Origin of the sequence: Geitlerinema sp. PCC 9228, assembly GCF_001870905.1 — a bacterium.
Lineage (GTDB): Bacteria > Cyanobacteriota > Cyanobacteriia > Cyanobacteriales > PCC-9228 > PCC-9228.
Genome location: NZ_LNDC01000094.1, coordinates 106,343 through 133,193, shown reverse-complemented (window position 1 = coordinate 133,193; position 26,851 = coordinate 106,343). Strand labels below are relative to the sequence as shown.

The following is a 26,851-nucleotide window of genomic DNA, read 5'->3' as shown; positions in this document are numbered from 1 at the left end:
ACCCGTTCGACTTGCATGTGTTAAGCCGACCGCCAGCGTTCATCCTGAGCCAGGATCAAACTCTCCGTGGTGTATAGAAAGTTTTTTCTCTAGCTCTCTTTTCTCTTAGAAGCTTTTTCCCCTCCCCAAAGGAAGGTTCAAATTAGCTCCCTCAAAGTTCCTTGACTTTTGGGGTGGTCTCTTTCAAGCTATATGTTTTTGTCTAGGTTCGGGGCTGGTTTCCGGTGCCCGGTGGGCTTTCCTTTATCCAGCGCTTAACCAATTTAACAATTCCACTAGGGGGTGTCAAGTCTTTTTCCCCATTTTTTTTCGATTTTTTCGAGAAAAGGAGGGGAAGGAACGCCAAACTCCCCTTTTTGTAGGGGGTCTGGCGTTTAAGTTTTTTTTTCGTTGAGGTAGGTTTTTGGCATGGGAAGGATGCGAAGGATGTCTCGACAAACGATATGTCAAGGGAAATTTGGATGGAGATAAGCCTTTTCTGCCTGCTAGTCACCTCTCGATTCAGGATTTCTCCAGAAGTTGCTTTAATCAGGGGGAAGGGAACATCTTTTGATAGAAGTGGCAGCCATTGGATCATTTCTGGGAAGAGATGGGACGAGTTGATCGAGGTTTGGCTGTGAGAACCACCAATCGAGTTCGATATGGCTCGCTACCAACAGCTACAAGCTGGATTTTGTGGACAACGGTCTGCTAGCATAAATACTTTCGAGTTATCGTTTCTGATTGACTTTTGCTGGGGAATTGTCTTCTAGTTGTCGTTGGTATAGCTCTATTACTGGCTATCAGCTTTATCTGACCGGGTGAAGCAACGAAGCCATGAATAGGAAACCTTCTCCTAATATATTTTGGAAGCTAGAGAGCCTAGGGACAGGCACAGGGGCGCTACCCCTACGAAATATACTAGACATTACGATTCTACGATCGCAGCGTGATGGATGGCAGAGCTGAAATGGAGCAAGGGGGGGAAGCCTTCAGGGAAATATCTGTAGTAAAGAGCAATATCTATCTCTACAATCACTGGTTCCCGGGAGAAGAGAGATTTAGGGAGTCGTCAAAAAATTCTGTAGGTTGACACGCCGCAGTTGAAAGCGAAACACCACCTTGCGGTCGTTGGGATTGTCGGTTTTGGGGTCTGCGTCTTGTTCTCCTCTCCCTGCCGCTAGCAATTTTTGCTGGAATTGCGACTTGGTAGCAAATTCCAACTCCGATGATATGTAGTCAGTAACGGCGGCTGCTCGCTGCAAGCTTAACCTTAAGTTGAAATCTTGTTCTCCTTCGGAACTGGTGTGACCTTCAACAATAACGTGTCGAACAGCATCTTGGAATTCTTCTCGGGAAAAGATGATTCGACTGTAAACGGGAATGAGCTGTTGCAGAAATTTCTTTCCTTGGGGGTTGAGTTCGGCGCTGTTTTGGTCGAATAAGACGGCTGTAGGAATATTCACATCTCCTGTTTTGGGATCGACTTTGACTTCTGTTCCTGGGGGCAGTTCTTGTTGGAAAGTATTGAGGATTACCAGAGGTAAGTTGTTAAAGGCTTCTTGGTATTTTTGCAGTTCTTTTTGGGATTTTTGGAGTTCTTCTTGGGTTTCCCTTACTTGGACCATGGCGGTAACAAATAGTAGGGCGAAAAACATTAACAATCCCGACATTAAATCCCCAATTGATAACCAAATGCCGGTATCCTGTTCTTCGATAATTTCGTCGTTGATTTCGCTTTCAAATAGATCGTTCATTGCTTTACTAGCTCCTATTGTCGCGATCGCTCAATTGGTCGGCAGCAGCAACCAAACGATTGGCTGCATTGATTAAACCATAGGAAGTTTCGTGGAGTTGGTTGCAGAAATCAGTGGTACTCCGGTCTACTTCTTGGATATTGTTGGTACAGGTGGCATTGACTTGTTCTAAATATTCCCAGAAGTGTTCGTTACTGGCTTGAAGGGCTTGATAAAATTGATTGGCTAAGTCTTGATAGGCGCGTTCTATTTTTTGGGCTTCGTTTCCCATTTCGCGAACGATTTTTTGTAATTCTTGTAGGCGTTCTGCAGAGGTAGAACCGGTTTTCGATTCTAATTTATAAACGGATTCAGCTGTGTTTTGAATGGAATTCATGCTTTGTTCGATCGCTTCTTTCATGGCAGGCGTGTCGTCAATCAAAATTTGTTGCAGTTGTTGAACGACTTGTTGTAAACCTTCTTTTTGTTTACCTAGAGTGCTTTCGAGAAGATTGTTTTGGTCTTCAAAAAATTGGATGAGGGAAGTTTGATAGGCTTGGCGGAATTTGTCTAATTCTGTTTGTACGGTATGGCGCGTTTTTTGGAGTTGGTCGTCGATATTTCCTAGGGTTGACTGTAGGTTAGTGGAAGCACGTTCTATGATTTGAGAAGCTTGGTTGCCAATGGTTTCTAGTTGTTCGGATTGGGAAGAAAATGCTTGATTGGCGTCTTCGAGAATGAGTTCGGTGTGTTTGGTCAAGTCGGAGAGCATTTCTTGTTGTTCTTGGGTTTGTTGGTTGAGAATTTTTTCTAAATTGCGGGCAAATTCTTGCAGTTCGACGAGGGTTTGGTTTTGGAAGGTTTGAATAGTTACGATCGCTTCTGATAGATTTTCAGTAATACTGCCTAGGGAATCTTTCAGTTCTTTAACAGATTGGGAAGCTTCTTTGGTTAATTTTGTGCTTTCCTCAAGGCGTTGAATGACCGGTTCTATGATTTCTTGGCGCAGTTTTTGGATGAGATAATCGACGGCTTGGGTTTGTTGTTCTTGTTGGGAACGAATGGTGGATAGTTCTTCGGAAATGGAAACGAGAATGGGTTGGAGAGGTTCTGGGCGGCTGGCGATTAATTCATCGGAAATTTGTTGAAATTTGGGATACAATTGTTGGGCGGTTTGTTGCGCGATCGCGCCAGCAGTAATTTCTAACTCCGATCGCATGGATATGGCAACGGCTTTGCCAATAGCTTCTGGATTGAAGGTTTGCAAACCAGCCAAATGCTGGGCAACTTGTTGGAGTTGGGAAGTGATTTCTTGGTTGGAATTGGTATCCAAGTTTGATAGAATTTTGGTAGGTGTTTCTAGAATGGTTCGTTTTTGTAATTCCCGGCGCAAACGATCGCGATAGGCTTTTCGCGATCGCTCTCCAACTGCCAAAACCAACATCAAACAAATAGCCGTTCCCAATCCCCACAAAGAGGAGGAAAAAGCAACTTTCATTCCCGCCAATAATTCCGTGCTGGCAATAACCAAATGATTGGAGGTATCGATTTTATCCAAACCAACGCCTACCAATCCTTTGTAAATTCCGGTAAAGGTTCCCAAAACGCCCAAAGCAGTTAGCAATGTCGGGGCAAAATAAACTGGACTGCGAGGGATATTTTTGGTTAAAATATTAGGAAAAGCCAGCATGACAAAACGATGGTTGGCTTCTTTTGGGAAAAACAAATCCCCGCGAATTTCGCCGTCGAAATGTCGCCAAAACCATCCCCGCATGGTTTCGTTGAGTTGGATGCCATTTTCGGGAAATTGCCGATATTGTTTGAGATATTGAATGGCAGCGGCGGGTGGGGAACATTGTTTTTGTCGGTAGTGGTAGATGGCATAAATTTCTCCAGCGACGGCTAGGGTGGCGGCTATCAGAATTAGCCAAATAAAACCGTTGCTGTCTGGTAAAATTTGGATGAATCTGTTAAAAAGATTGCTTTCTGGTAAGGATGGCGAGACTTGTGGGTTCATGATTTCTCGTTTCTCCTGGGGTAGATGCTACGCTGAAAGCAGTTCTTGGGCGAATCGCAGGAACAAGCAAGGGATATTGGCGCGATCGCTTTTGCCAAGAACTTGACTGTATTGTATAATTTTGTTTATAAACGGTAATTTTATATTGTAAGCAGCGATCGCGATCGTTCAAAAGGCGAATTTTACGGTTATTTTGTAAATTTTCCTAAACTTTGTTGGTTTGTAGTGGGAGTTTATACCATTTCTGAATAAAAATGATTTTCTGGAATTTTCCAATTTCCCTGGTAGGGGCGCTTCGCGACTGGTAGGGGCGCTCACGCGTTGCGCCCCTACTTCTTTTCAAGTGAAATAGACTGTAGATAAAGCTTTTTTGGATAAATAAAGTTATTCGTCATCGGGAGATTGAGATTCCGAGGTTGGGGAATTTGGGTGCAATTTGCGAATAGCCAACCAAGCCAACATCCGGGCAACTATCCAGACGAAAATGAGAACTGGTATGGCAATGGCAATCCCAAGAAGAATATGACCTACCATGTCGCATCCCCAACCCAAAAGTTGTTGGTCTTGGCAAAAACGAGGGATGGGAATATCTTTTTGAGCTAAGGTTTGAGTGACGAGTTGGGGAGAAATTTGCGAGGAAATGCCGCTAACTGCTAAGCCAGTGCCGAAGAAGGTGATAAATCGCTCTAGTTTGCGTTGGCGTTTTTCTTGTTTTTCGTCTTCTTCTCGCCACGCTTGCTGCTGTTGTTGTTCTTGTTCTTGTAGTTGTTTTTGGAAATCGCGATCGCTTTCTACTTGGTCGATGTCGATAATACCGCGAATGGAGGCTATGGTTTGGTCGAGCAAAGTTTGACCGGGAAGCAGGTAGTTGATATCGGCTTGGATTTGGCTTTGGTAGCGTTGGCAGTCTTCTTGGAGAAATTCTTCGAGAAAGTTCAAATCATCGGATGGGAAAGCGCAGTTTTTGATTTTTTGGAGGTAGGTGTCGTAATTTTGGGTGTTGATGGTAATTGTATTTTTATGGTCTTCTAAATTTCGCAGTTTTTGGGCGTATTGGAAGGCTTGCGGCGATAGATTGAGGAGTTTTTGTTTTAACTCGTTCAGTCTGGTTTTGCGATCGCCGGGCAAATCGGAGAGAATATAAATTTCAGATTCTAGTTGGGCGTATTGTTCCCGCAGTTGGGAATAAGTGTTTCTGGCTTGATGGAAGGCAAATAGAATTTTATTTCGAGCTGATAGCAACAAAAACAGGGAATGGTAGTAAGTTCCTTCTGCTTCTGCTTTTTCGGTTTTGTTGGATAAATGAAACCAAATCCAAATTTGCAAGCGTTTTTGGGGGTCTGTAGTACCGTTTTCGTAAGCAAAAATGGGGCTTCCCAGGAATTGACCTTTCTGAAAAGGTATGTTGGGGAGGGATTGATAGGTAGTTTCTGGTAAGATGGCTTGCAGGCAATGTTGGGCTGTCGTTTCTAAATTGCTAACATCGCCGATGGGTTTGGCAAACAGCAGCAAGGTTTCACCCAGGGAGCCTTGAACGGATTCTGGTAGCAAACAAGCGTCGGGGTTGAGTTGACTGAGTTGGGCAATATCGATTTCGGCGTTGGCGTATCGTAGGGTGAGGTCGATGGCGAAGGTATCGTGAATTTGCAGGGGATAGATTTCGCCGCTGAGTTCTGGGGAATCGTCGGTGGGCGTGGCGGTAAAGTCTAAAAGTTGGGTATCGGGGAGGAGTTCCAGATAGCGGCTGTGGGTGTTGTCGGGAGGTAAGCCAATGTCGCCTTTCCAGGAGGCTGTCAAGCGATCGCGTAAGGATTTTTGTAAGGTGGGGATGTTGAGCTTTGCGCCAATTTCCTCACACTGTTGCCACAAGCGATCGCTTTGCGGGTCGGTTTGTTCAAATCCAGTTTCCAAGCTATTCCGCAGGTGGAACGCAAATAAGGTGAGTTTGGGATGGGCGAGTTTGGGTAGTGACATTACGATTGACCCTGGGATGGAGGAGATTTTTGGGAATGGCTGTTGCGGATGGCATTGCTAATATTTTGTTTGGATAGTTCCGCATCAACCGGGGGAACTTTGCCTTTTTGGCTGCCTGGGGCTTTTTCCGCGTCGCTGTCGCCAAATAACTGCTTGCGAGTTTGTTTCAACTGTTGGCGAACTTCCGGATGTTCCCGACACCACAAAATCAAGGCATCGGAAAGTTGTTCGGGCGTATCTGTCGCCGCTTCGATTTGTTCTAGCAAGCTGTCGCGATCGGGAATTGTTACCAATTCATTTTCGAGCAAATACAACCAAGTTTGTAGGTTTTGTTCGGCACGAGACATCTTTGTTAACTCCTTTATCTACCTATTTTATTGACCAACGGCACAAAAAGCTGCCCAGTAGTAAGGATGTTGAAAAGGTTTTTGGTGGGGAGGGCACTCTTCTAGAGATTCTTCAACCAAATCTTGTTGAGTTGGCGAGAGGGAAAATTGTTCGATCCAATCCTGTAGTTGTTGGGTAGTGGCATCCCGCAGCCACATTTGGGCTTGATTGAGGGCAACGGCAACTGGCAAGTTTTCTTGCTTGTAGCGGCGGTAAAATTCTGCCATCAGAAAAGCTGTGGAACATTGTCTGACAGACCACAAACTGGCAACAACGCTGGGGCTACCTGCAAATAGAAAGCCGCTGGGCAAACCAATATATTCGTCGCTGGTATTATAAGGATCTACCATACCCGTTTCGCAGGCAGAGAGGCTAACCAGGCGGCAGTTGGTCAAATTGAGGGCAAAAATTTCGGCTAAAGTCAAAATACCATCTTCTTCACCCTCGGTTTCGGAAGATAACAACAATCCCGATTCTAAAGATACAAGGGGATTAAATGTTCCGTGGCAGGAAAAATGGGTACAGTTAGCGTTGGATAAGGCAGGATGGGTTTTGACACTGGTTTCTGTGGCGTTTTGACGGTTGAGGATTTCTGGTTGAAACTCTGGAAAGAAAGAAGTAATGGCTTTGATTTCCAAATCGGTGTAATTCAAATCCTCAGTGGGATTTTCCACAGCAAATAGTCGTTGGGGTTGGGGGCGTTGTTGCTGCTGTGCAAGTTGCAACAATTGGCAACTAGGGGCATAGCGAACACCACCAGGAAATAAATCCAACAAATAGCCGCTAATGGGTTCTACGGTTTCTCCTTCGCCAGTGGCTATTTGGCGGCTACCCGATAAGGCGTGAAGGGGAAACAGGTGGAGAAACCAATGGGGAACCAAAATTAATTGGTCGCATTCTGGGGGAATTTGGGCAAGTAGTTCGTCAATGTGGAGGATTTCTGCAAGTTGCTTGAAATTATTTGGTAGTTGCTGTTGCCATTGTAAGCGTTGATTTTCTTGATAGTAGCCGTTTAAGTAATCATTAATTCGATCCACTAAGGCTTTTTGTTCATTTTTACTCGATTGCCAAACGAAAGGCTGGGCATTTTGGTGGGTAACGACAAAAGCAATAATACGTTGTTCTGTTATATACCATTCAATTAGTGCTGTATGCTGGTTAATAACTTGTTGAATTTTTTTAAAAGCCATCGATGGCACTTCCTGGGTTAGACGGAAGCTTGCATCGTAGGGTTGGATTTGGTCTAAAACCTCTTCAAATTCTTGTTGCGTCTGTTGGATTTGCTGTTGTATGTCTTGTTGCCATTGCTGTCGCTGTTCCAATGGCAGTTGGCTGTAACGAGATTCTTGGCTACTGGCAAGTTGCAATTCTCGTTGCAAAGAAGGTAAACGCCGTCGCAATTTACCCAGTCTTTCCAAAAGTGGAGAAGGAACTTTGCCTTTGGGCTGCAAATCGCGGTTGGCGAAGCTTTCCACCAAATTTCGAGTTTTGCTGCTTTCCACGGTTTCCCAAGCTTTCTGTAACTGGTTAGTATTGAGGTAGGCTTGTACTAAGTTATGATAAATTCCAATAGATTCTTCTAAAATTTGCTGGCGGCGTTCGTCTGTTAGTGCCCAGCTACGAGTTAATTGAACTACACTGATGGCACGGGTATAACTGTCAATAGCTAATTGCCAATCTTTATTTTTAAAAGCAAGACTTCCTAAATTATTAGAAGTTTTTAGACATTCTAACGGAAAAGCTGTTGAAGTATAAATTTGAAGACTGTTGTTGTAATACTCTATAGCTTTATTAATATTTCTGTCTTTGTTTCCGTAAATACGCTCCTGAAAAATAAAACCTAAATTATTTTGCGTGGTTGCCCAATATTGAGGCAAACTTTCTTTTTGTCGAACTTTTAATGCCTTTTGATAAATTTCAATTGCTTTTTCTAAATTTTCTGCTCTTTGACCTTGGATACCGCGATGATAAACAGAACCTAAATTATTTTGTATAGTTGCCCATTCTTCTGGAAAAGTTTCTTCATTGCATACTTGTAATGCATTAGTATAAACTTGAATAGCCGTTTCCAGATTATTTTCGCGATCGCCTTTAATACGTTCTTGATAAACGATTCCTAGATTGTTTAATGTAACTACCCAATCTTGAGGGTATTTTTCCTTAGTACGAACTTCTAAAGATTTTCGATAAGCTACAATTGCTTTTTCTAAATTTTCAGAACGCTTACCACAAATACGTTCTTGATAAGCACTTCCTAAATTATTTTGTACGCTTGCCCATTCTTGCGGGAAATTCTCTTTAGTATATATAGTTAAGGCATTTTTATAGTATTCAATAGCTTTTTCTAAATTATCTTTGCGATCGCCTTCGATACGTTCCTGATAAACATTTCCTAAATTATTATTCGTACCTGCCCAATATTGAGGATAATCTTTTTTTGTGCGTACTTGGAGAGAGCGATTGTAGACAAAAATTGCCTTCTCTAAATTTTCAGAACGATCTCCACAGATACGTAATCGATAGGCATTTCCTAAATTGTTTTGGACCATTGCCCAATCCTCAGCAAAAGTAGCTTTTTTATAAACTATTAGAGCATTGTTATAAGAATCAATCGATTTTTCTAAATTTTCAGAACGATTTCCCTGCCAACGATATAAATATGCATTGCCTAAATTAAGATAGTTTTTCGCCCATTCTATTGAGAAATTGTGCTGTTCGCATATCTTTAAAGCGTTTCCATGGCAAATAATTGCTTTTTCTAAATTTTCGGGATATTGACTAGAAGCTTGATTCCAATAGAAAACTCCTAATTTATTTTGGAGTTGTACCCACTTATAAGGATATTTTTGCTCGGAGTAAATTGTCAGAGCGTTTTGGTAGCAGGAAAATGCCTTCTCTAGATTTTTAGCGCAATTTCCTTCGATACGTTCTTTATAAGCATCGCCTAAATTGGATTGAGTATCTGCCCAATCTTGAGGAAAATTATTTTTTGTACAAACTTTTAGAGCATTTTGATAGCAAGCAATTGCCTTTTCTAGATTTTCAACACGATTTCCTTCGATGCGTTCTTTATAAATAAGACCTAGATTGTTTTGAACAATCGCCCAGTTCTGAGGAAAATTATCTTGATTGTAAAACTTTAGAGCGTTTTTGTAACAAACGATTGCTGTTTCTGAATTGGTTTTGCGATTCCCTTGAATACGTTTTTGATAGGTTAGACCTAAATTGTATTGAGCTATAGCCCAACTTTGAGAAACTTCATTGTCCGAATAACTGTTAATAGCACTTTGGTAGCAAAAAATTGCTTTTTCTAAATTGTATGCGCGTTCGCCAATAATACGTTCTGAATAAATTGCACCTAAATTATTTTGAGTTCGTGCCCATCGTTCAGAATTCTCAATTTGATGTAACAAAAGCCAGTTATAACCAGCAAGAGCAATTTCTTGATTGTTATAAATCTTCCCTTGAGAAAACTGGTGAATAGAAATGCTTAAATATTCCACCAAAGAAATAATCGTATTTTTCGCTTCCGGTGGATTATTTTCGATTAACTCATCAGCTACTTCTATCATAATTTTTGCAAACTGTTGGTTTAATAAAGATTGATTCTTTGCCAGCAGTTCGTTCACCCGTTGCGAATTATCTTCATCTTCTGCCTCAAACAAAGCTTGAAGCAATTCTCGATAGTCTTGGTAATTGGCTGACGTTGCTAAAATACCTAACTGCGCTGCCATGGCTTCAGCTAGCTGCTGCAAAAAATTTGCTGCGTCTTCCTCTCCCGCCTCTGATAACTGCGATTTTTCTCGCTGCATTGCCTGCACGAAACCATCATCTAGTAATTCTTGGTTGCCTTCCAAAAGTTCGGATAATTCGTTTTCAGAACACGCTAGCAGTTTCTGAATTAGCTGAGTATATGCTTGCTTCCGGCTTTGGTCCATTTTTCCGTAGCCTTTGAAGTTCGATGGATGTCAATACCGTTAAACTAACACGATTTAAGAAAAACATTCTACTGACATTAAGAAAATTTCAAGAATAGAAACCAAGAAACAAAGTACTATTGTAGTAGATTGGGCTTGGTCTACACGATCGCTTTCAAATATACTTGGCGGATTTTGTTTTAAAAATAACATTTAGTAATACCATTTCTGAAAAACAATGATTGTCTGGAATTTCCTAATTGCCCTGGTAGGGGCGCTTCGCGAAGCGCCCCTACAAAAATGCCTCTATTATCTCTTGCAGATTATCAAGGAAATGGTATAACGCTCAAAACCGTATTTTTTTTTTTCAGAATACTAAAAAGCATTTGTAAATTTACGTAAGTTATGAACGGTTTCCAACACTTCCAACATTACAAATCAAGAAAACTTGACAGCATCGCCAGGTAAATCCCTCAATATTGGAAAATTTTAGAAAATATGTTCTATAAAACTCCGAACCCAATCCAGAGTCTGCTATGATAGTTTGGCTGTTTTTGCTAAAAACGCGATCGCTATTCTCCCATCCTGCCAAAAACCAGAGATAATTTCCAACCGCGATCGCTGCCATCCAAATATAATCTATGAGAACAATAGCACATTCCACCATTAGCTACGCGATCGCATTCGTTCTGCTTTGGAACTCCGGTTTTATCGGTGCCGAATATGGCTTACCCTACACTGGAACCTTCACCTTGCTGTTTTGGCGGTATACCGTTCTCAGCTTGTTGCTCTTTACCTATCTCACCATAGGTCGAAAGTGGGTTTGGTACGATACCAACACCCTCGCTCATACTTCCTTAGTGGGAATTTTAGCACACGGAGTCTGGTTGAGCTGTGCCTTGCTGGCCCTGGAACGAGATGTTCCCGCTGGCATTGTTGCGTTGGTAGTGGCATTGCAACCTTTGGTCACTGGTGCTTTGTCGGGTTTGGTTGTCGGAGAAAAGACCAGCGTATCCCAGTGGCTAGGATTAATTGTAGGATTTTTGGGTGTAGCGATCGCAGTGGGAACCCGCATCCAACTCAACAGCGAAGCTTCTGCATTTGCCTACTTCATCCCCTTTGGTTCTGTGGTTGCCATCACCATCGCCAGTTTGCTGCAGCGGCGGCGGGAAACTTCCTCCCAACACCATCCTTCCCCCAGCCTCGCCGAAACCCTCTTTTTCCAAAGCTTCGCCACCACCGTGGTTTTGGCAATTCCTGCCATCACCGTGGAAAATTTAGCCATTCAGTGGAACCTTCCCCTGGTGGCTACATTAAGCTGGTTAATTCTTGGGGTTTCCCTGGCATCCTACGCCTTTATGTGGCTGCTGCTTTCCCGCCTCGACGCTACCCGCGTGGCAAGTTTGTTTTATTTAGGACCGCCTGTAACAATGGTCATGGCATGGATGGCTTTTGGTGATATTCCCCAACCTGCGGATATCTTGGGTTTGGTAGTGGTGACAGTTGGGGTTTTGCTGGTTCAGCTTCCTGTGAGAAAATTCTTGGGTAGATAAGCAATATACTCAAAGGAAATTTCTATTGTATTTTTTGTAAATCCTTTCTTCCTATTAAAAGAAAGCGATCGCGTTTCATACCCAATCCCTTTCAGTAGGTTCAAGAGAAGCTAAAAAAGAGGGATTCTGATTTTATACCTAACAAAATTTTCTGCAAACAGAATCCCCGGAAGTCCCCCATAATAAGGGAGACATTTATAGACTTCATCGAAATTCAAGCATTTTCACTGTATTGGCTGCTGGTGATTTTCCCCCGAAATACCACGTATTGATAAACATTGTAAAACAGCATAATCGGAATTAAAAAACCAATGAAAATGAGCATAAATACCAACGCACTGGTAGAGGCCGCTGCTTCGTAAATAGTGATTTCCGGCGGAATAATGTAGGGAAATACACTAATTGTTACCCCAAAGAAAGAAATCAAGAAAATTACGATCGTCCACACAAAAGGAGCCACATCGCGGCGTTGGTTCAAACTCCGCATCAACTGCCAAAAAGCAATCAAAGCCAATACCGGCACTGGCATGGAAACATACACCCAAGGTTGGTCGAACCAACGGTGGAGAATATGTTCGTAGGAAAGCGGCGTAACTATCGTAACAATAACCGCAGGAATGACCGTTGTCCAAGCTGCCAGCTTGGCGGTTTTGAAGTGGTTTTCCTGTAGGGAACCTTCAGTTTTTAAAACCAAATAGGTAGAACCAATTAAAACATACCCTTGAATGACGGTGAGGGCTACCAATGCTGAATACCAGTTCAGCCAATCCCAAGAACCGCCAATAAAGTCGCCGTCAGCATCTACAGCGATTCCCGAAACCACACCGCCGAGGGCAAATCCTTGCGCCAAAGCTGCTAAAAAACTACCACCTGCAAATGCCAAATTCCACAAAACTTTGTTGTCGGAATGTTCCCGAAACTCAAAGGCAACGGCGCGAAAAATTAAACCGAAAACCATGAGCATGATAGGAATGTACAAAGCATGGAGCAACGTTCCGTAAGCAAGGGGAAACGCGCCAAATAAGGCACCTCCCATTAACACCAACCAGGTTTCGTTGGCATCCCAAACGTTGCTCAAGCTGGTCATAAGAATGCCGCGACGCTGTTCGCTGGAACTGGTTAAAGAGAGAATACCAACGCCTAGGTCAAACCCATCGAGAACGATATAAATAAATAGAAACAAACCCAGAATCACAAACCAAACTTGGGGTAAGAAGGTTTCTACAGTTTCCATGATTTCCTCCTAACTAGCGGCTTTCAGCTGGACGGCTATCGGGGCGATGTTGTGCTTGCGAGGTGCTGATGGTTTCTTGGTTTTCTTCACCGGGAATGGGTAAGTTGAAGTTTGGACCTTCGCGTAAAATTCGGCTGCCAAAATACAATGCTGATACAAATAAAACTAGATAAACGGTACTAAAGCCAACCAAAGAAGCCAGTACATCTGTTGGAGGTAGGTTGGAGGCCGCTTCTGAGGTACGGATTTCGCCATAAACGGTCCACGGCTGTCTGCCGACTTCACGTACGATCCAACCCGATTCGACAGCGATGTAACCTAGCGGTGCTGAAAATATCCAAGCGCGCATGAGCCATTTTTGCTGGGAGATTTTGCTATCAGCGAGCTGACCGCGAATCCATTGCAATAGGCTCCACAGCATCAATCCCAGGAAGATAAAGCCAATGCCGACCATGATGCGGAAGGAGTAGAAAACCAAGGCCACCATACCGGGTCTGTCTTCTGGTTTCCATTCGCGCAATCCTTGAATGGGTTCGGAAACGGTGGGTTGCAGTTCTAGGATGTATCCCAAGCCGTTGGGAACTTTGACTTCCCAGTCGTTGGTTTCGGCGGCTGTATTTGGCCAGGCAACCAGGTTCCAGTCTGCGGATTCGCCGGCGGGAATGGTTTCCCAGAGGGATTCGATGGCGGCGAGTTTGGAGGGTTGGTGGTGCTGTACTTGTTCGCCGCTGACGTGCCCTACGTAAATTTGCAGGGGTGCGATGATGATAATGGTGGCTAGGACAATTTTAAGCGATCGCGCAAAGAATTCTTGGTGGCGTTGGTTGATGATGTACCAGGCGCTAATGCCGCCAATGACAAACAAGGCGGTTTCCACAGCACCTAAGGACATGTGAGTGACGCTGGCTAGCATGGAGGGGTTAAAAATGGCTTGGAAGTAATCGTTGACCAAGAATTTACCATCGGACATTTCTCCACCCACGGGGGTTTGCATCCACGAATTGGCACTGATAATCCAAAAGGTGGATAGGTTGGCACCAAAAGCAACCATGATGGTGGAGAAAAAGTGAATGATGGGATTGACCCGGTTCCAGCCGAAAATCATGATTCCCAAAAAGCCAGCTTCCAACATGAAGGCCATGGCACCTTCAAATCCCAGGATGCTGCCAAAAAAGTCGCCCACAGCCCGGGAGAAAGGTGCCCAGTTGGTGCCGAATTCAAATTCCATGGGAACGCCGCTGGCAACGCCAATCCCAAAGTTGAGGACGTAGAGTTTGGCCCAGAAACGAGCGTGGTAGTAGTATTTGCTATCGCGCGTGCGCAGCCAAATCGCTTCTACGACGATTAGATAAATGGACATGCCGATGGTCAGCAACGGCCATAGCATGTGGAACATGCTGGTCAGCGCAAACAGAATGCGCGACAGCACGACAGAATCGGACAAAAATTCCATGGTGTGCCTCCGGTACAAAATTCAGACTGACACAGGTGCCAATATAAAATGGGATCTTCGATTCTGTAATTTTTTTTGATAAAAATTTAAGGTTCTTAGGATAAACTGGCTCAAACTAGGTTTGAATGTAAAATTTTGCCAAAAGATTCGTCAATTCTTGGAATTTATGCTATGCATTTGCTGATATAAAACCCGATCGTGAAAAATAAAGTTCATTCCCCGATTTCGGCTGCTTCAAATCTGGGGAGACCCTAGAGACGAACTTGTTAACTTTGAATTAAAAAACCAAAAAATAATAGCGATCGCTTCTGGGGAAAGCAGCAAGCGATCGCTATTTTAAGAACGGGCTGTATTTGAATTCGCCATTGTTAAAATCGATTCAATTTCTGCGACAGCACGCTCCAAATTGTCGTTGGTGACTTGATAGGAAAACTCCTGGGCGGCAGCAATTTCCTCCTTCGCCCGTGCCAGTCGCTGGGAAATCGCCCGGTCGTCATCCTGGCCGCGCCCGCGCAAACGCTGTTCCAACGCTTCCCAAGAAGGTGGCAAAATAAAAATACGCACCGCATCGGGGAAATTTTGCTGGATTTGCCGCGCTCCTTCCAGTTCAATCTCCAAAATCACCGAATTTCCAGATTGCAGCATTTCCTCCACCGGCTGGCGGGGTGTTCCGTAGCAATTGCCGGCAAATTCTGCCCACTCCAGAAATTGATTTTCGGCAACCATGCGAGTAAACTGTTGTCGGTCAGCGAAATAATAATCGCGTCCATCGACTTCTCCCGGGCGGGGAGACCGAGTGGTGACAGAAGTAGAAACCCGCAAATCCCGATGGCGTTGGAGTAGCGATCGCAGCAGCGTTCCCTTTCCCACCCCACTCGGTCCGGTGAGTACGATTAGTTTTCCAGTTGGCATGCTGTTAGCAATCCTCTCTTGCTTTTTCCACTTCCATCATCCTACGATTGGGAGTTACAAGCAATTGTCACCGAGAGGAAGCATGCCCACCAGGCAAGCTAGTGTTTGCTGGCATGGTGGTTTTTATCCAACACAAAGCGATGGGCAACTGTTTCTGGCTGTATAGCCGATAGAATGACATGGCCAGAATCGGTAATAATCACAGCCCGCGTACGCCTGCCGTAAGTAGCATCCACCAGTTTTCCCTGCTCCTTGGCATCGCTGACGATACGCTTAATCGGAGCAGATTCTGGAGATACTATCGAAACGACGCGGTTGGCACAGACAATGTTGCCAAACCCAATATTAATCAGCTGAATATCCATAAAGCAACGCTAATCTAAAGAGCTGAGGAGCGATCGGAAATCTAATTTCAATGGTAGATAGAAAAAATTGAGCTTACAAGGGAAAAATTTGTAGAATACTAGATTTCAGGGTTTTTTCAGACTTTTTCAGCATTTGCTAACTTTTCTAGCGAAGTTCGTCAGCCCCCCGGCTGCGATCGCAGAGCGTCCATTTGTTTTGTTCTTTCGTTTGCCCGCCCAAGTGCCATGCAACCAGTTGACTACACCACCCTCATCGCCGTTTGCCAAGAACTCCAGCAACAGTGGCTTCCTGCCAGGCTCGAACAAGTACACCAACGCGATCGCCACACGATTTTCTTGCGCCTGCGTACCATCAACGGCGTCGGATGGTTGTGTCTCTCCTGGCATCCACAAGCCGCTCGGGTTTGCATTGGCAATCCCCCACCGCGCAACGCCGATACCTTCACCTTCTCCGACCAGCTACGCCACCAACTCCACCGCCTGGCTTTGGTTTCTATCCACCCCATCGCCCCCTGGGAACGGGTTTTAGACCTACAATTTACCACCCGCCCCGGCGAAGAGATCCTTTGGCATCTTTACGCCGAAGTCATGGGCAAACGCAGCAACGCCATTTTAGTCAACCAGGAAAATATTATTGTCACCGCCGCCCATCAGGTAAGCGAAGCCGAATCCTCTGTCAGACCGGTGGAAACTGGAGAACCCTACGAACCCCCACCACCAATGAACCATCCCACCCCCAGCCTGCAAGAATCCTTTGAACGCTGGCAGGAACGGGTAAGTCTCATTCCCGGTCAGCTGAGCAAGCAACTTTTAAAAAGCTACCGCGGCTTAAGTCCCAGTTTAGCCCACACCATGATTCGTGCTGCCGAACTTGACCCCAAGCAAAACACCACAGAAGTTTCGGCGGCTGGATTGCAGGCATTATTTGCCAAGTGGCAGGAATGGTTGCAGAGATTGCAAAAAGGGGATTTTTTCCCGCAATGGATCCCTTCTGGCTATTCTGTGATGCCCTGGGAAGAAGGGGAAGCCGCTGCTTCTACTCAGGAACTGCTCGATCGCTACTACAGCTACGAAGAAAACCAACACGAATTCAAGCAACTGCGCCACCAACTGCAGCAAAAACTCAACAACTTGCTGAAAAAACAGCAGAAAAAATACGACAATTTTCAAGAACGCTTGCAACAAGCTGAAGAGGCTCAAAATTACAAGCAGCAAGGGGATTTGTTGATGGCCAATCTCTACCAAATGGAACCAGGGATGGAACAAATTACCCTTGCCGATTTTGAAACCGGCAACCCAGTCACCATTTCTCTAGACCCAGAAAAAAATGGTGTCAGCAACGCCCAAGCCAAATACAAGAAACATCAAAAACTCAAACGTGCCCGGCAAGCGGTGGCACCTTTGCTGGCGCAAGTCGAGCAAGAAAAGCGTTATTTGGAACAGGTGGAAAATGCTTTGGCACAGCTACCGGAATACCGACAGCCAGAGGATTTGCAAACCCTAGCGGAAATTCGCGACGAACTGGTACAGCAAGGCTACATGCAAGCGCCGGAATACCGACCGCAACGCAAGAGCGATGGGGAATCGGAAAGTTTCGATCGGTTTCGTTCTCCGGGAGGGTTTGAGGTTTTGGTAGGGCGCAACAACCGGCAAAACGATATTCTCAGTTTCCGTACGGCCACCGAATACGATTTGTGGTTTCACGCCCAAGAAATTGCTGGCAGCCACGTTTTGTTGCGTTTGCCACCGGGGTCGGTAGCCACGGAAGCAGATTTGCAGTTTGCTGCAGATGTTGCTGCTCGTTTTAGTCGCGGGAAAACCAGCGATCGCGTTCCTGTTGTCTATACCAAACCCAAATACGTGTACAAACCCAAAGGTGCCCAACCTGGTATGGTAATTTACAAAAACGAAACGGTCATTTGGGGCAGCCCCGGGCGTTTATCGGCGTAGCTGAAAATGAATGGTGACGCCACGACCGCGGTAGCCATATTCCGAGGCGCTAAATTGATATCCCCACGCCGCCTCCATGGCGGCGTGGTCAAGTAAAGAACTACCGCTGGAACGGCTTACCCGTACGTTGGTGACGTTTCCGTTGGGGTCAATATCCAGCAGCAAGCGCGTACTGCCTTCAATTTGTTCTTCCACGGCTGCTTTGGGATAAGCAGGTTGCGGGCAGCGAACGCAGTTTACTTGGCTTTGGCGCGGTTGCGGTTGCGGTGATGGGGATGGGGATGGTTTTGGCGTCGGCGGCGATGCTGGAGCAGATTGGTTGGTTTCGCGGATATCGTTGCGTTGAGCGGTGGTGGTTTCTTCAGTAGATTCCCCAGTAGCTGGGGATGGGGAAGCAGAATTTTCCCGGTTTTCACCTTCGCTGCCATTGTCGCTTGGTTTTTGGGCGTTCTCCTGTTGGGAATTGCGAATATCTTGCAGCAATCTTTCTACTTTCTCTTGCCGTCTTTGTTCGCTGCTGGGGATGGTGGGAGAAGGGGTTGTTTTTGGTGGTTTGGGAGATGTTTCTGGTTGGGGTTGGCTTGGTGAATTGGTTGGAGAAGGTTGGGGGGATTCTTGAGCAGAATTTCTAGTTGGGGAAGTGGGTGATTGTGGGTTGGCTTTGGCGCGCGGGGATGGTGTTGGTGTGGGTGTTGGTAAAGGAGTGGGTTGCTTGGCAGGCTGGGTTGTTGGTGGCGGCGATGCCTGTGGCTGGGAGTTGGTAGCGGGGGAAGGAGAAGGAGAATTGGTGGGTTGGGTTGGCTGGGTGGAAGCATTTTGTTGCGATTCTGTGGCAGTAGAAGTGGGGGTTGGTTCTATGATTTTGACAGCGATCGCAGGCAAGGATTTTTCAGTTTTTTCTCGATTTGGCGGCGCGGGCATTTCCATCCCAGCTACCACGGCGAACACGATACCATGGAACAGCACGGAAGCGATCGCGCTGCCCAAAAGTAGTTGTCGATCTGAATCTAGCAAAGGTTTTTCTTGTCTTGGTTTTGGCATTCCACCAGCTTTTGTCTTCGTTCCCACACTAGCAGTCAACTCTACAATAAAGGTTTTCGTTCGGTGGGGCTACCCACTGCCTTGCCGGAAAACAGGTAGCTCGTTAGAGTTAATAGACATACAGAATTTTATTGGCAAACCTATTCAGGAATTCATCAAATTATGACCGCAACCAAAGCGCGTAACGTTCTAGGAGAAGAACTGCAAGTTTGCTCGAACTCTCCCACAACCGGTTTCTATCGCAATGGATGCTGCGACACGGGGGCTGGCGATTTTGGGGCTCACGTGGTTTGCGCTCAAGTAACAGAGGCGTTTTTGGAATATACCAAACAGCAGGGAAACGACCTGAGTACGCCGGTCCCCATGTTTGATTTTCCCGGTTTGAAACCCGGCGATCGCTGGTGTTTGTGTGCTTCTCGTTGGCAGGAAGCTCTGGAGGCTGGGGTAGCCCCACCAGTGGTTTTGGAAGCTACCCATGCCAGTGCTATGGAATATGTTGCCCTAGAGGATTTGAAAAGATACGCACTCCCAAGTAGCTAGCAGGCTTCGGCGCGATCGAAGGCAACCTGGGATGCCATTTGCCAAAAGTCAAGCATCTGATGGGTGACATCAGTGGGATAGAAATAGTGGAAAAAGTGCCTTCCTGCCGCACTGACCCACAAGCGATCGCTGGGTTTCATAAATTGCTGCCACTGTCGCAGGTGAGAGGGATCGATCGCCACGTCGTCTTCGCTGCCGCAAACCAACAAGGGTACCCGAATGGCTTCGGCAGATAGGGAAAAATGCCCCAGCAGCGAATGTGGCGAAGGGGAGTTATCCAGATCCCATTCCAACATCTGCGACAGACCTTTATTTTGCCGCCGGTTTTCCGAACCAAACAAATGATATGCCATCTGCGCCAGCAAAAGCGATCGGCTGCAGCGCAAAAGTTGCCGTTGGGCGTAGTAGTGTGCTTGCCAATCTACCGCTAGATTCGCACCCACAGCTAGCAAGGTCAGCGATCGCACTCGTTCCGGATGTCGCTTGGCATACAGCCATCCTACCAAACCTGCCAAACCATGTCCTGCCAAATGAACCGGACGGTGGCTGGTTTTTAAATAATCGTGCAGCAGCGTCACCGGAATATCCAAACAACTGGGTTCGTCGGGATTTTGCTGGTATTTCCACTGCGCCACTGTGCAATAACGGGCTAGTTTTCGCAATAAGGGTTGATGCAAAGACTGCAAGCTGGGGCTGACATTGAGCCAAAGTAGGTCTGGTTGTACGTGCATACAGATTTCCTTTTCTGGTTTTCGTTGATATACAGGTTTGCTAAGCAAGTTGCGCCCATCGCGCGTGGTTGCAGGTTCGGCAAGAACCAAACCGGGGAGGTGGCTAGCTGAGAGTTGCTAGCACCATCGCCCTATCGATCGAGCGAAGTGGCTACAGAATACCAAAAATTTGGCCATTTGTTGAGATTTTTTTTCAATAATTTGGGAATTTTAATGCAAATTTTTGTTTTTAATTCGGCCAAGAAGGGACAGGCGATGCGGCTGGGGTACGGCTTTCCTTGTGCACACTCGGTATCTCTCCATGCCCCACAAAGTGCCAAAATGCTATTTGTAGGTTGCAGGTGACATTGGAGGATACAATCTTGAGTACCTACCTAATCACGGGAGCCAACGGTGGCATCGGGACGCAGTTGTGCCAGCAATTACAAAATCGAGGGGAAAATGTCATTGCTGTTTGTCGCCACTCGTCCAATGCTTTGGATCGCCTCGGGGTTCGCGTTGAAAAGGGAATTGATATTACCCAAGACGATGCGGTGGCAACCCTGATGCAACGCCTTGAAGGGACTTCCATTGATATTTTGATTAATAATGCGGGCGTGATGGAAATCAATTCCCTCGATAATTTAGATTTTGACAGCCTGCGACGGCAATACGAAGTCAATACCCTGGGCACCTTGCGGGTCACCAAAGCATTGCTCGATCGCCTGCATGCTGGTTCTAAAATTGTTATTATTACCAGTCGCATGGGCTCCATCGGCGATAATACCTCCGGAGGATACTACGGCTATCGCATGTCTAAGGCAGCTGTCAGTATGGCTGGCAAGTCTTTAGCAGAAGATTTGAAATCTCGGCAAATTCCGGTGGGGATTTTGCACCCCGGTTTGGTCAGTACCAAAATGACCGATTATACCGGCATTCCTCCAGAGCAAGCAGCCAAAGGGTTAATCGAACGCATCGACCAGCTTGATATGAGCAATACAGGTACGTTTTGGCACGCCAATGGAGAAGTTTTGCCGTGGTAGCCACGTACGCTTTTTATCTTCTTAATGGCACTACCTTGGCAGCGCTGTAGTTGTGTACGGCGTTACCGGCGATGGTTCTAGAGCTACGGTGCCTCTGGCACCATCGCCAGCAGCAAAGCATCAGAAAGAGGAGATTCCAGCTGGGTTTCCATTGGGGGGATGTGGAGCATCTACCAATGCTCGACGGTCGGAAGAAGCGGTGTGTTTGGCACCCGCGCCGTTTTTTGGATTTGAGGCGTACGATGTTTGCTCGCTACCAATGACTCAACCGGCAAAAGATTCGGAAATCGCCGAAGCGGTGGCGTTACTGGTCCACTATAGCTTCGATTTGGAAGGCTATACCGCTGAAGAACTGGTGGAACAATGGCGTCAAACCTATCCATCCAATTGGCTGCGTTTGGCGGTAATTGAAGCGTTGTATCAAGGTCGTTATAAAGGGATTTCTGTCAGTCAAATTTTGGCGATTTGGCAGCGGTTATCCCAGGCGCGATCGCATTTTACGGCAGATTTTGAACGCTTGATTGTCCAGTCTTTACCCAGGCAATGGGGTAGGCAAGCGAGCAAGTCTTCCCTTCCCAAATCCAAAACCGCGCCGGCTTCCCAAGCTCCCACGTTCGACGCATCCCCCCAAGGGGCTGCCCAGCCCCAAAATGCCCCAGAGAAACGCACCAAACCAGCACCTCCCATCCAGAGGTTTCAGCCAGTGGAACTCGATCCTTCTTTTTGCGATCGCTTGCGCCATTTAACCGAAAGCGAGGAAAACCACCAAGACGGTCGAAATCGCTAAAAACCTACAGCCAGATAGGCACACTTTTGCCTTAGCAAGCCAATCCGCTGCCATGTTCAAACGCCGCCCATGCGAATTTCCGAGTAGAAAGACATCACCTTTTCACCATTGCCGCGATCGACAGTGGAAGTACGCAAGCGCAAATTGTCGCTGGCAAACCAAATGCGTTCTTCGCTACGCCAGCCCCCATCGGCAACCGTTTCTAAAGTTAGGGCATTGGTACCTTGCAAGCAGTAGGAACCTTGCACTGGCGACGCACCGGGTTTTCCTAGCTGTTGGATAAAGTTTCCCTGTGCGGAATTGCTGCTATCGGGGAGCAAAACTACCGCACTAGAGCCTTTTTGCTTGTCCACTTCCCCAGGAACGATCGTCTCCCAAGATGTTTTTAAACCGCCCAAGGCCGCAGTTGGATCGCACTGCATCTTTTGGCACATTTGACTGACGCGATCGTCTTCTGGAGAGAGCCACTCAATCCAGAAATCGCCACGACTGGAAGCTAGCTTTTGGGGAGGTAGTTGGTGGCTGGTGCGCTGGACAAACCATTTGCCAACGCACAACTGCAAAAACTCCTGAATATCCATCAATCTCTTTTTATCGGGAATGCTACAGACTATCTATTTTCCATCTTTTTTCCCGATTCTAAAAGGCGATCGAGATAAAAATAGTTTGGAAAATGTGGACATGTATCCTGTTAGATATCCCTAACTGGCCGCAGGACAACGGCCTCTATCCCATTTTCCGGGCATGCTTATCCGGCTTCACCTAAATCCTCGATACGTTTGGAAGCCCTGTCGCTTGAGCGCCGGGAGGAACAACGAACGGCGACTTTAGTCGCCTTCCCCACCAAGGGGGAGGAAAACAGGTACAGTGTTATCCAATCTAACGATTTGGTCGCCTATGAAAATTTGAGGATTCGCAACAGACGTGAAAAACTCTTGTAAGGGCAAAATCGATCGACGATGCTGCTTGGGACAAGTTCCGCATCTGGCTAGAACAGTTTGCTAGCAAGTAGCAGGGGATAACTGTTGCTGTTCATCTCGCTGGTACCACCCAAAACTGTTCCGGCTGCGGTGCCATGGTTCGCAAGTAGGGGCGCAACGCGTTGCTTCCCTTCCACACGGACCCATTTTTGCGTCTTGTGGATATTGGTTGGATAGAGATGAAAATGTGGCACCTAATATTTTGGAACTTGCTTTAAGTACGGTGGGGCACACCGAAACTTCTGTCGGTGAGGCAGGAAACGCTTCCGGAGATTGGTCCGCTACGGTAGCTGGTGAAAGCCTGTTGCCGCAAGACGGATCGTTGAAGGAAGAATCTGCATCTGCGACGAGCGCGGAGTGTCAATTTATATGCATTCGCGCAGTCGCTGCAAACCTAACGTAGCTGCTTGGGCTACCTGTGGGGTGGGGTCTTCGCTGAAATATTCCAAGGCAGCAAGGCTCTTTTGACAGGGAAGGTTGCCCAAGGCTTCCATAACCCGTTGGCGGACCAACCAATCGTCCGATTGGGAAAAGTGCAAAATGCGATCGACCGCTTCTACCGCTTCGATTTCCCCTAGAGCCGCGATCGCTGCTTGTTGCAAAACTGTTTCTTCGCTGTCGAGGGCTTCTACCAACACCTCATAAGCACGGGAATCTTTTAAATTGCCCAAGGACACCGCAGCGCTAAAACGGACCAGCCAACTGGTATCTTCGTAGAAGCTCCGTACCAAAATAGAAAAAGCCCGTTCGTCTTCCAGATATCCCAAAGCACCAGCCGCATCAGCACGGATACTGTAGTCTTCGTCTTCTTGTAACAGTTTAATCAGGATCGGATAGCACTCGGGGGTTTGCTTGATACCCAAAGCAAATACAGCCATGGAGCGCACTTGCAAGTTTTCATCGGCTAAAACTTTTTTGATCAGCGGTACTGCTTGTTCGGCGTCTACTTCCCGCAAAGAAGCCAGTGCCAACATGCGGTCCTTGGAATTAGTACTCTCTAGTTGGGTAGAAATTTGCTCTAAATCGCGTACTGGCATATCTAATGTCCTCAAAGAACGTTACAAAATTTTACATTTACGTTTCTTTACATTATAACCAGTTTCCTGAACTACGCTACTGAATTCCCCGTCCCTTTCAAGGTTCGCTTTCCTTCCAACGGGCAACCGGCGTACAGTCAATATCCAACTGGTCTAACATCCGCATCACCACAAAATCCACTAAATCCTCGATGGTTTGCGGGTGGTGGTACCAAGCGGGAATGGCGGGAACAACCCGAACCCCAGCTTCTGCTAGCTGGGTTAAGTTGCGCAGGTGAATCAAATTAAAAGGGGTTTCCCGGGGCACTACCACCAAAGGACGCCCTTCTTTTAACTGTACGTCGGCGGCTCGCAAAAGCAAATCGGAACTGAGACCGGCAGAAATTTTGGCAACGGTACTCATGCTGCAAGGTACGATTGCCATGCCTAGGGTGCGAAAAGAGCCGCTGGCAATGTTGGCACCCACATCCTGCCACCGATGGCAAACCAGTTTTCCCCGTTCGCTTTCGCCGCAGGCTTGCCGCCAAAATTGGGTTTGTCGGTGGCTATCCCCTGGCATTTGCGTGTCGTATTCTTCCTGCCATACCTGATAGGCGGATTGGGAAGCTACCAGTTCCACGGCGTAATCTGCTTGCAAAAGGTATTTTACGGTTCGCACGGCGTAAATCAATCCCGAGGCACCGGAAACGCCAATAATGAGAGGGCGTCGGTGGCGGACGCGATCGCAGTTGGCACTTGAAGTCATGGAAACTTAGAAAAATAGAAACCTGAAGGAAAGTTCGATCGATATCCAGTCAATAGCAGAGGGTAGCCCCTGCAGGCTACCCCTGGTTTCTTCAACCTTAAAATTATTCCCAATTTGGGGAAATCCAACCAAAATTAGCAAAAATAGGAAAGTGGCAGGGACTATTCCTCCTCTCCCCTGTAATTGCCATAGCTATCGTCCTCATCGTAGCCGTAATCGTCATAACCGTTGGTGGCTTCGCTGCCGCCGCCAACCACCACTAGGTCGATTTGCTGGCGGTAGTAATCCACGCTTTTCACTTGTACGACCACGTTGTCTCCCAGGCGGAACTGGCGTCGGTTTTTCCTGCCCACCAGGGTTTGCTGGCGGGAACGGTATTCGTACCAATCGTCTTTAAGGGAGTTAACGTGGACCAAGCCTTCCAAACGTAGGGGAACGTCGCCGTTGGTTTCGTCGAGGGTAATTTCTACGAAAAAGCCGTAGGATTGTACGCCGGTAATCAAACCTTGGAAGGTTTCTCCGATTTTCTCTTTGACCACGGCGGTTTTTTGTAAGCCGATTAAATCCCGTTCGGCTTCTTGAGCTAGCTGTTCCCGTTCGCTGAGGTTGGCCACCACGGAAGTCAGTTCGGTTTCAAACTGGTTATGAATATCGGGGGGGAGAACGTTCCAGTTGATTTGACCGTGGCAGGAGGAGTGATGCAGGTTGACCTGTTCTTTGGAACGGGTGGAACGGCGGTTGCGCCCCAACCGGAAGACAGTATCGAGGATTCGCTGCACTAGCAAGTCGCAGTATCGCTGGCAGGGGGAGGTGAAATGGGTGTATCCTGCTTCGGAGGCAGTGCCAAAGTGCAGTCCGGAATGGGTGGTGTATACGGCTGGTTTGAGGGAAGATTCCAGCTGGTAGGTGAGAATGCGTTCGCCGGGCGAGGAGCGGAATTGAATGAGAAAACGCTGGTAGTCCTGGGGATGGACGTTTTCTTCGTCTTCGAGGTACAGGTCGATGTTCTGTTGGCTGCCCAGTTGAATGAGTTCTTGAACTTCTTCCAAATCCGGGGGATGCTGGACGCGGTAGATCCCGGGAACGCCCAACTGTTGCAGGTGTTCGGCGATCGCTTGGTTGGCCAGCAGCACAAATTCGCAGACCATGGATTGGGCGTCGCTGGTGATGTTGGTGACCCCCAGGGGCCCTTCGTCGTTGTAGTGGTTGAACCCTTCTTCTAGCTGCAGTTCAAAAGCACCCCGCTGCCAGCGCTGGGATTTGAGGGTTTGGCTGAGTTCCAAAAACTGATTGAGGTTTTCCCGGACGTTGGGGGGCAGGTCTTCTTCGTCGTAGTTGCCGTCAAATACCTGCTGGGTTTGGGTAAAGGTGAGGGTCCGGTCCACTTGAATGGCACTGGGTTGGATTTCGTATTCCAGGATTTCGGCGTCCGAATCCATAATCAACAGCAGACTATATGCCAAGCGATCGCCCCCTGGCGTGAGGGTACAGATGGGGGTCAGCGCATCGGGCAACATGGGAATGACGGTATTGCCCAAATGTACGGAAATTCCCCGGCGCTTGGCTTCTTTATCTAAATCGGACCCCGCTTCGATGTAGTGGGCCACATCGGTGACGTGGATGCCCAAACGCCAGCGTTCTTCGTCGATTTTGTCCAGGGTAAAGGCATGTTCGATGGGCAGGTGGGTGCCGCCTTTGGTTTTCAGATCTTCGTGGCTGAAGCTAAAGGTGAGCAGGTTGCGCAGGTCCAAACGTTTTTTAATCTCTGACTGCCGGACGCTGCCTTGGATATTGCTCGCTGCCTCTAACAAGGACTCGGAAAAGGCTTTGGGCAAATCGTGCTTGCAGGAGACAATGTCAATATCGGAGGCAGCTTCCGCATCACGACCAAGGATTTGGGCGAGTTTGCCCACCGGAGGATGGGACCCCAGCGGATAGCGCTGCACTTGAACGTCTACAATGTGGTCCACGGCTGCCTGGAGGTCAATGCCGTTGGGTTGCAGTTCGATTTCAAACAGCAAGCGATCGTCAAGGGGAACGGCAGTGTATTCTCCGGATTCGTTTTCTTTTACCCGCGCCAGAACCGAGGGGTTGGCCCGTTCCACAATTAACCGTACTTCTCCTTCAGGACGGCGGCGGCGACTGCCTTCTTTGAGGATTTTGACCAAGACGCGATCGCCGTTCCAAGCGGTACTCAGATGGCATTCTCGAATGTAGATATCTTCGGCATCTTCCGCATCTTGAATGGCAAAGCAAAAGCCCTTGCTCGAACAACGCAGCTTGGCTTCCACCACGTTATCTTCTTGGACGCGGCGGTAACGACCCCGTTCTTTGACCAACAGGCCGATTTTTTCTAGGGCTTCGAGGGTAATATAAAATTTCCGTAGGCTGGCTTCGTCCTGACAGCCGAGCTTTTTCTCCAAGGCCCTAGGAGCGACGAGCTTTTCGTTGGGTAAGTTGGCGAGTAGTGTAAGAATTGAAAATTCCATGC

At 47.0% G+C, this 26,851-nt stretch carries 20 protein-coding genes and 1 rRNA gene; 5 read left to right on the top strand and 16 right to left on the bottom strand.

What is annotated here, in order from left to right:
- The 6 genes from AS151_RS08415 to AS151_RS08385 all read right to left on the bottom strand — a co-directional run.
- Positions 1-71, bottom strand: a 16S ribosomal RNA gene (locus tag AS151_RS08415); the annotation flags it as partial.
- A gap of 969 nt (positions 72-1,040) precedes the next feature.
- Positions 1,041-1,736 carry an OmpA family protein gene (locus AS151_RS08405; protein ID WP_071516590.1) on the bottom strand — a complete coding sequence of 232 codons (696 nt, stop codon included), beginning with the start codon at positions 1,734-1,736 and terminating at the stop codon, positions 1,041-1,043.
- Positions 1,737-1,743: 7 nt separating this feature from the next.
- Complete coding sequence (locus AS151_RS08400) at positions 1,744-3,732, bottom strand: hypothetical protein (protein WP_071516589.1); 1,989 nt, start codon at positions 3,730-3,732, stop codon at positions 1,744-1,746.
- Positions 3,733-4,116: 384 nt separating this feature from the next.
- Positions 4,117-5,706, bottom strand: coding sequence for a hypothetical protein (locus AS151_RS08395; protein ID WP_071516588.1), 1,590 nt, complete (start codon positions 5,704-5,706; stop codon positions 4,117-4,119).
- The gene (locus tag AS151_RS08390; RefSeq protein ID WP_071516587.1) at positions 5,706-6,053 is read right to left on the bottom strand and encodes a hypothetical protein; all 348 of its coding nucleotides are present in this window, start codon (positions 6,051-6,053) and stop codon (positions 5,706-5,708) included. The genes AS151_RS08395 and AS151_RS08390 overlap by 1 nt, the downstream gene beginning before the upstream one ends.
- Before the next feature lie 27 nt (positions 6,054-6,080).
- Complete coding sequence (locus AS151_RS08385) at positions 6,081-10,031, bottom strand: CHAT domain-containing protein (protein WP_071516586.1); 3,951 nt, start codon at positions 10,029-10,031, stop codon at positions 6,081-6,083.
- A 620-nt stretch (positions 10,032-10,651) separates the two neighbouring features.
- Here AS151_RS08385 and AS151_RS08375 point away from each other — a divergent pair.
- A complete protein-coding gene (locus tag AS151_RS08375; RefSeq protein WP_071516584.1) occupies positions 10,652-11,563 on the top strand; it encodes a DMT family transporter in 912 nt (303 codons plus the stop codon).
- 214 nt (positions 11,564-11,777) lie between these two features.
- Here the strand turns inward: AS151_RS08375 and cydB are convergent, their stop codons facing one another.
- The 4 genes from cydB to AS151_RS08355 form a co-directional block, all read right to left on the bottom strand.
- Entirely contained in the window at positions 11,778-12,797 is a 1,020-nt protein-coding gene (gene cydB / locus AS151_RS08370) for a cytochrome d ubiquinol oxidase subunit II (RefSeq protein ID WP_071516583.1), read from the bottom strand.
- A gap of 13 nt (positions 12,798-12,810) precedes the next feature.
- Positions 12,811-14,250, bottom strand: coding sequence for a cytochrome ubiquinol oxidase subunit I (locus AS151_RS08365; RefSeq protein ID WP_071516582.1), 1,440 nt, complete (start codon positions 14,248-14,250; stop codon positions 12,811-12,813).
- Between the two features lie 336 nt (positions 14,251-14,586).
- A complete protein-coding gene (gene gmk / locus AS151_RS08360) occupies positions 14,587-15,162 on the bottom strand; it encodes a guanylate kinase (RefSeq protein ID WP_071516581.1) in 576 nt (191 codons plus the stop codon).
- Between the two features lie 98 nt (positions 15,163-15,260).
- Positions 15,261-15,527 (bottom strand): DUF370 domain-containing protein, encoded by a 267-nt coding sequence (locus AS151_RS08355; protein ID WP_071516580.1) that lies wholly within the window; start codon positions 15,525-15,527, stop codon positions 15,261-15,263.
- A 225-nt stretch (positions 15,528-15,752) separates the two neighbouring features.
- Here AS151_RS08355 and AS151_RS08350 point away from each other — a divergent pair, with 225 nt between their 5' ends.
- On the top strand, positions 15,753-17,477 hold the full coding sequence (locus tag AS151_RS08350) for an NFACT RNA binding domain-containing protein (protein ID WP_071516579.1): 1,725 nt from the start codon (positions 15,753-15,755) through the stop codon (positions 17,475-17,477).
- On the opposite strand, the gene AS151_RS08345 is transcribed toward AS151_RS08350, so the two are convergent.
- The gene (locus AS151_RS08345) at positions 17,466-18,491 is read right to left on the bottom strand and encodes a TonB family protein (protein WP_170861349.1); all 1,026 of its coding nucleotides are present in this window, start codon (positions 18,489-18,491) and stop codon (positions 17,466-17,468) included. The two genes, AS151_RS08350 and AS151_RS08345, sit on opposite strands and share 12 nt — an antisense overlap.
- A 189-nt stretch (positions 18,492-18,680) precedes the next feature.
- On the opposite strand from AS151_RS08345, the gene AS151_RS08340 reads away from it, so the two are divergent.
- Positions 18,681-19,058: a DUF2237 domain-containing protein gene (locus AS151_RS08340; protein WP_071516577.1), complete on the top strand. Its 378-nt coding sequence runs from the start codon at positions 18,681-18,683 to the stop codon at positions 19,056-19,058.
- Here AS151_RS08340 and AS151_RS08335 read toward each other — a convergent pair.
- The gene (locus AS151_RS08335) at positions 19,055-19,789 is read right to left on the bottom strand and encodes an alpha/beta hydrolase (protein ID WP_071516604.1); all 735 of its coding nucleotides are present in this window, start codon (positions 19,787-19,789) and stop codon (positions 19,055-19,057) included. The genes AS151_RS08340 and AS151_RS08335 overlap by 4 nt on opposite strands.
- Before the next feature lie 362 nt (positions 19,790-20,151).
- On the opposite strand from AS151_RS08335, the gene AS151_RS08330 reads away from it, so the two are divergent.
- Together AS151_RS08330 and AS151_RS08325 are read left to right on the top strand one after the other, a co-directional pair.
- Positions 20,152-20,811: an SDR family oxidoreductase gene (locus AS151_RS08330; RefSeq protein WP_071516576.1), complete on the top strand. Its 660-nt coding sequence runs from the start codon at positions 20,152-20,154 to the stop codon at positions 20,809-20,811.
- Between the two features lie 259 nt (positions 20,812-21,070).
- Complete coding sequence (locus AS151_RS08325; RefSeq protein ID WP_343327424.1) at positions 21,071-21,598, top strand: hypothetical protein; 528 nt, start codon at positions 21,071-21,073, stop codon at positions 21,596-21,598.
- A 56-nt stretch (positions 21,599-21,654) separates the two neighbouring features.
- On the opposite strand, the gene AS151_RS08320 is transcribed toward AS151_RS08325, so the two are convergent.
- The 4 genes from AS151_RS08320 to AS151_RS08300 all read right to left on the bottom strand — a co-directional run bounded on the left by AS151_RS08320 (position 21,655) and on the right by AS151_RS08300 (position 26,849).
- Positions 21,655-22,179: a phycobiliprotein lyase gene (locus tag AS151_RS08320; protein ID WP_071516574.1), complete on the bottom strand. Its 525-nt coding sequence runs from the start codon at positions 22,177-22,179 to the stop codon at positions 21,655-21,657.
- A 764-nt stretch (positions 22,180-22,943) separates the two neighbouring features.
- Positions 22,944-23,615 (bottom strand): HEAT repeat domain-containing protein, encoded by a 672-nt coding sequence (locus tag AS151_RS08310; RefSeq protein WP_071516572.1) that lies wholly within the window; start codon positions 23,613-23,615, stop codon positions 22,944-22,946.
- 97 nt (positions 23,616-23,712) lie between these two features.
- Positions 23,713-24,360 (bottom strand): flavin prenyltransferase UbiX, encoded by a 648-nt coding sequence (locus AS151_RS08305; protein WP_071516571.1) that lies wholly within the window; start codon positions 24,358-24,360, stop codon positions 23,713-23,715.
- 161 nt (positions 24,361-24,521) lie between these two features.
- Positions 24,522-26,849, bottom strand: coding sequence for a ribonuclease R family protein (locus AS151_RS08300; protein ID WP_071516570.1), 2,328 nt, complete (start codon positions 26,847-26,849; stop codon positions 24,522-24,524).
- Positions 26,850-26,851: the final 2 nt, after the last annotated feature.

Excerpts from the sequence above, each read along its gene's own strand:
- AS151_RS08405 (WP_071516590.1), bottom strand. The coding sequence starts at position 1,736 with ATGAACGATCTATTTGAAAGCGAAATCAACGACGAAATTATCGAAGAA.
- AS151_RS08400 (WP_071516589.1), bottom strand. The coding sequence starts at position 3,732 with ATGAACCCACAAGTCTCGCCATCCTTACCAGAAAGCAATCTTTTTAAC.
- AS151_RS08395 (WP_071516588.1), bottom strand. The coding sequence starts at position 5,706 with ATGTCACTACCCAAACTCGCCCATCCCAAACTCACCTTATTTGCGTTC.
- AS151_RS08390 (WP_071516587.1), bottom strand. The coding sequence starts at position 6,053 with ATGTCTCGTGCCGAACAAAACCTACAAACTTGGTTGTATTTGCTCGAA.
- AS151_RS08385 (WP_071516586.1), bottom strand. The coding sequence starts at position 10,031 with ATGGACCAAAGCCGGAAGCAAGCATATACTCAGCTAATTCAGAAACTG.
- AS151_RS08375 (WP_071516584.1), top strand. The coding sequence starts at position 10,652 with ATGAGAACAATAGCACATTCCACCATTAGCTACGCGATCGCATTCGTT.
- cydB (WP_071516583.1), bottom strand. The coding sequence starts at position 12,797 with ATGGAAACTGTAGAAACCTTCTTACCCCAAGTTTGGTTTGTGATTCTG.
- AS151_RS08365 (WP_071516582.1), bottom strand. The coding sequence starts at position 14,250 with ATGGAATTTTTGTCCGATTCTGTCGTGCTGTCGCGCATTCTGTTTGCG.
- gmk (WP_071516581.1), bottom strand. The coding sequence starts at position 15,162 with ATGCCAACTGGAAAACTAATCGTACTCACCGGACCGAGTGGGGTGGGA.
- AS151_RS08355 (WP_071516580.1), bottom strand. The coding sequence starts at position 15,527 with ATGGATATTCAGCTGATTAATATTGGGTTTGGCAACATTGTCTGTGCC.
- AS151_RS08350 (WP_071516579.1), top strand. The coding sequence starts at position 15,753 with ATGCAACCAGTTGACTACACCACCCTCATCGCCGTTTGCCAAGAACTC.
- AS151_RS08340 (WP_071516577.1), top strand. The coding sequence starts at position 18,681 with ATGACCGCAACCAAAGCGCGTAACGTTCTAGGAGAAGAACTGCAAGTT.
- AS151_RS08335 (WP_071516604.1), bottom strand. The coding sequence starts at position 19,789 with ATGCACGTACAACCAGACCTACTTTGGCTCAATGTCAGCCCCAGCTTG.
- AS151_RS08325 (WP_343327424.1), top strand. The coding sequence starts at position 21,071 with ATGACTCAACCGGCAAAAGATTCGGAAATCGCCGAAGCGGTGGCGTTA.
- AS151_RS08320 (WP_071516574.1), bottom strand. The coding sequence starts at position 22,179 with ATGGATATTCAGGAGTTTTTGCAGTTGTGCGTTGGCAAATGGTTTGTC.
- AS151_RS08310 (WP_071516572.1), bottom strand. The coding sequence starts at position 23,615 with ATGCCAGTACGCGATTTAGAGCAAATTTCTACCCAACTAGAGAGTACT.
- AS151_RS08305 (WP_071516571.1), bottom strand. The coding sequence starts at position 24,360 with ATGACTTCAAGTGCCAACTGCGATCGCGTCCGCCACCGACGCCCTCTC.
- AS151_RS08300 (WP_071516570.1), bottom strand. The coding sequence starts at position 26,849 with ATGGAATTTTCAATTCTTACACTACTCGCCAACTTACCCAACGAAAAG.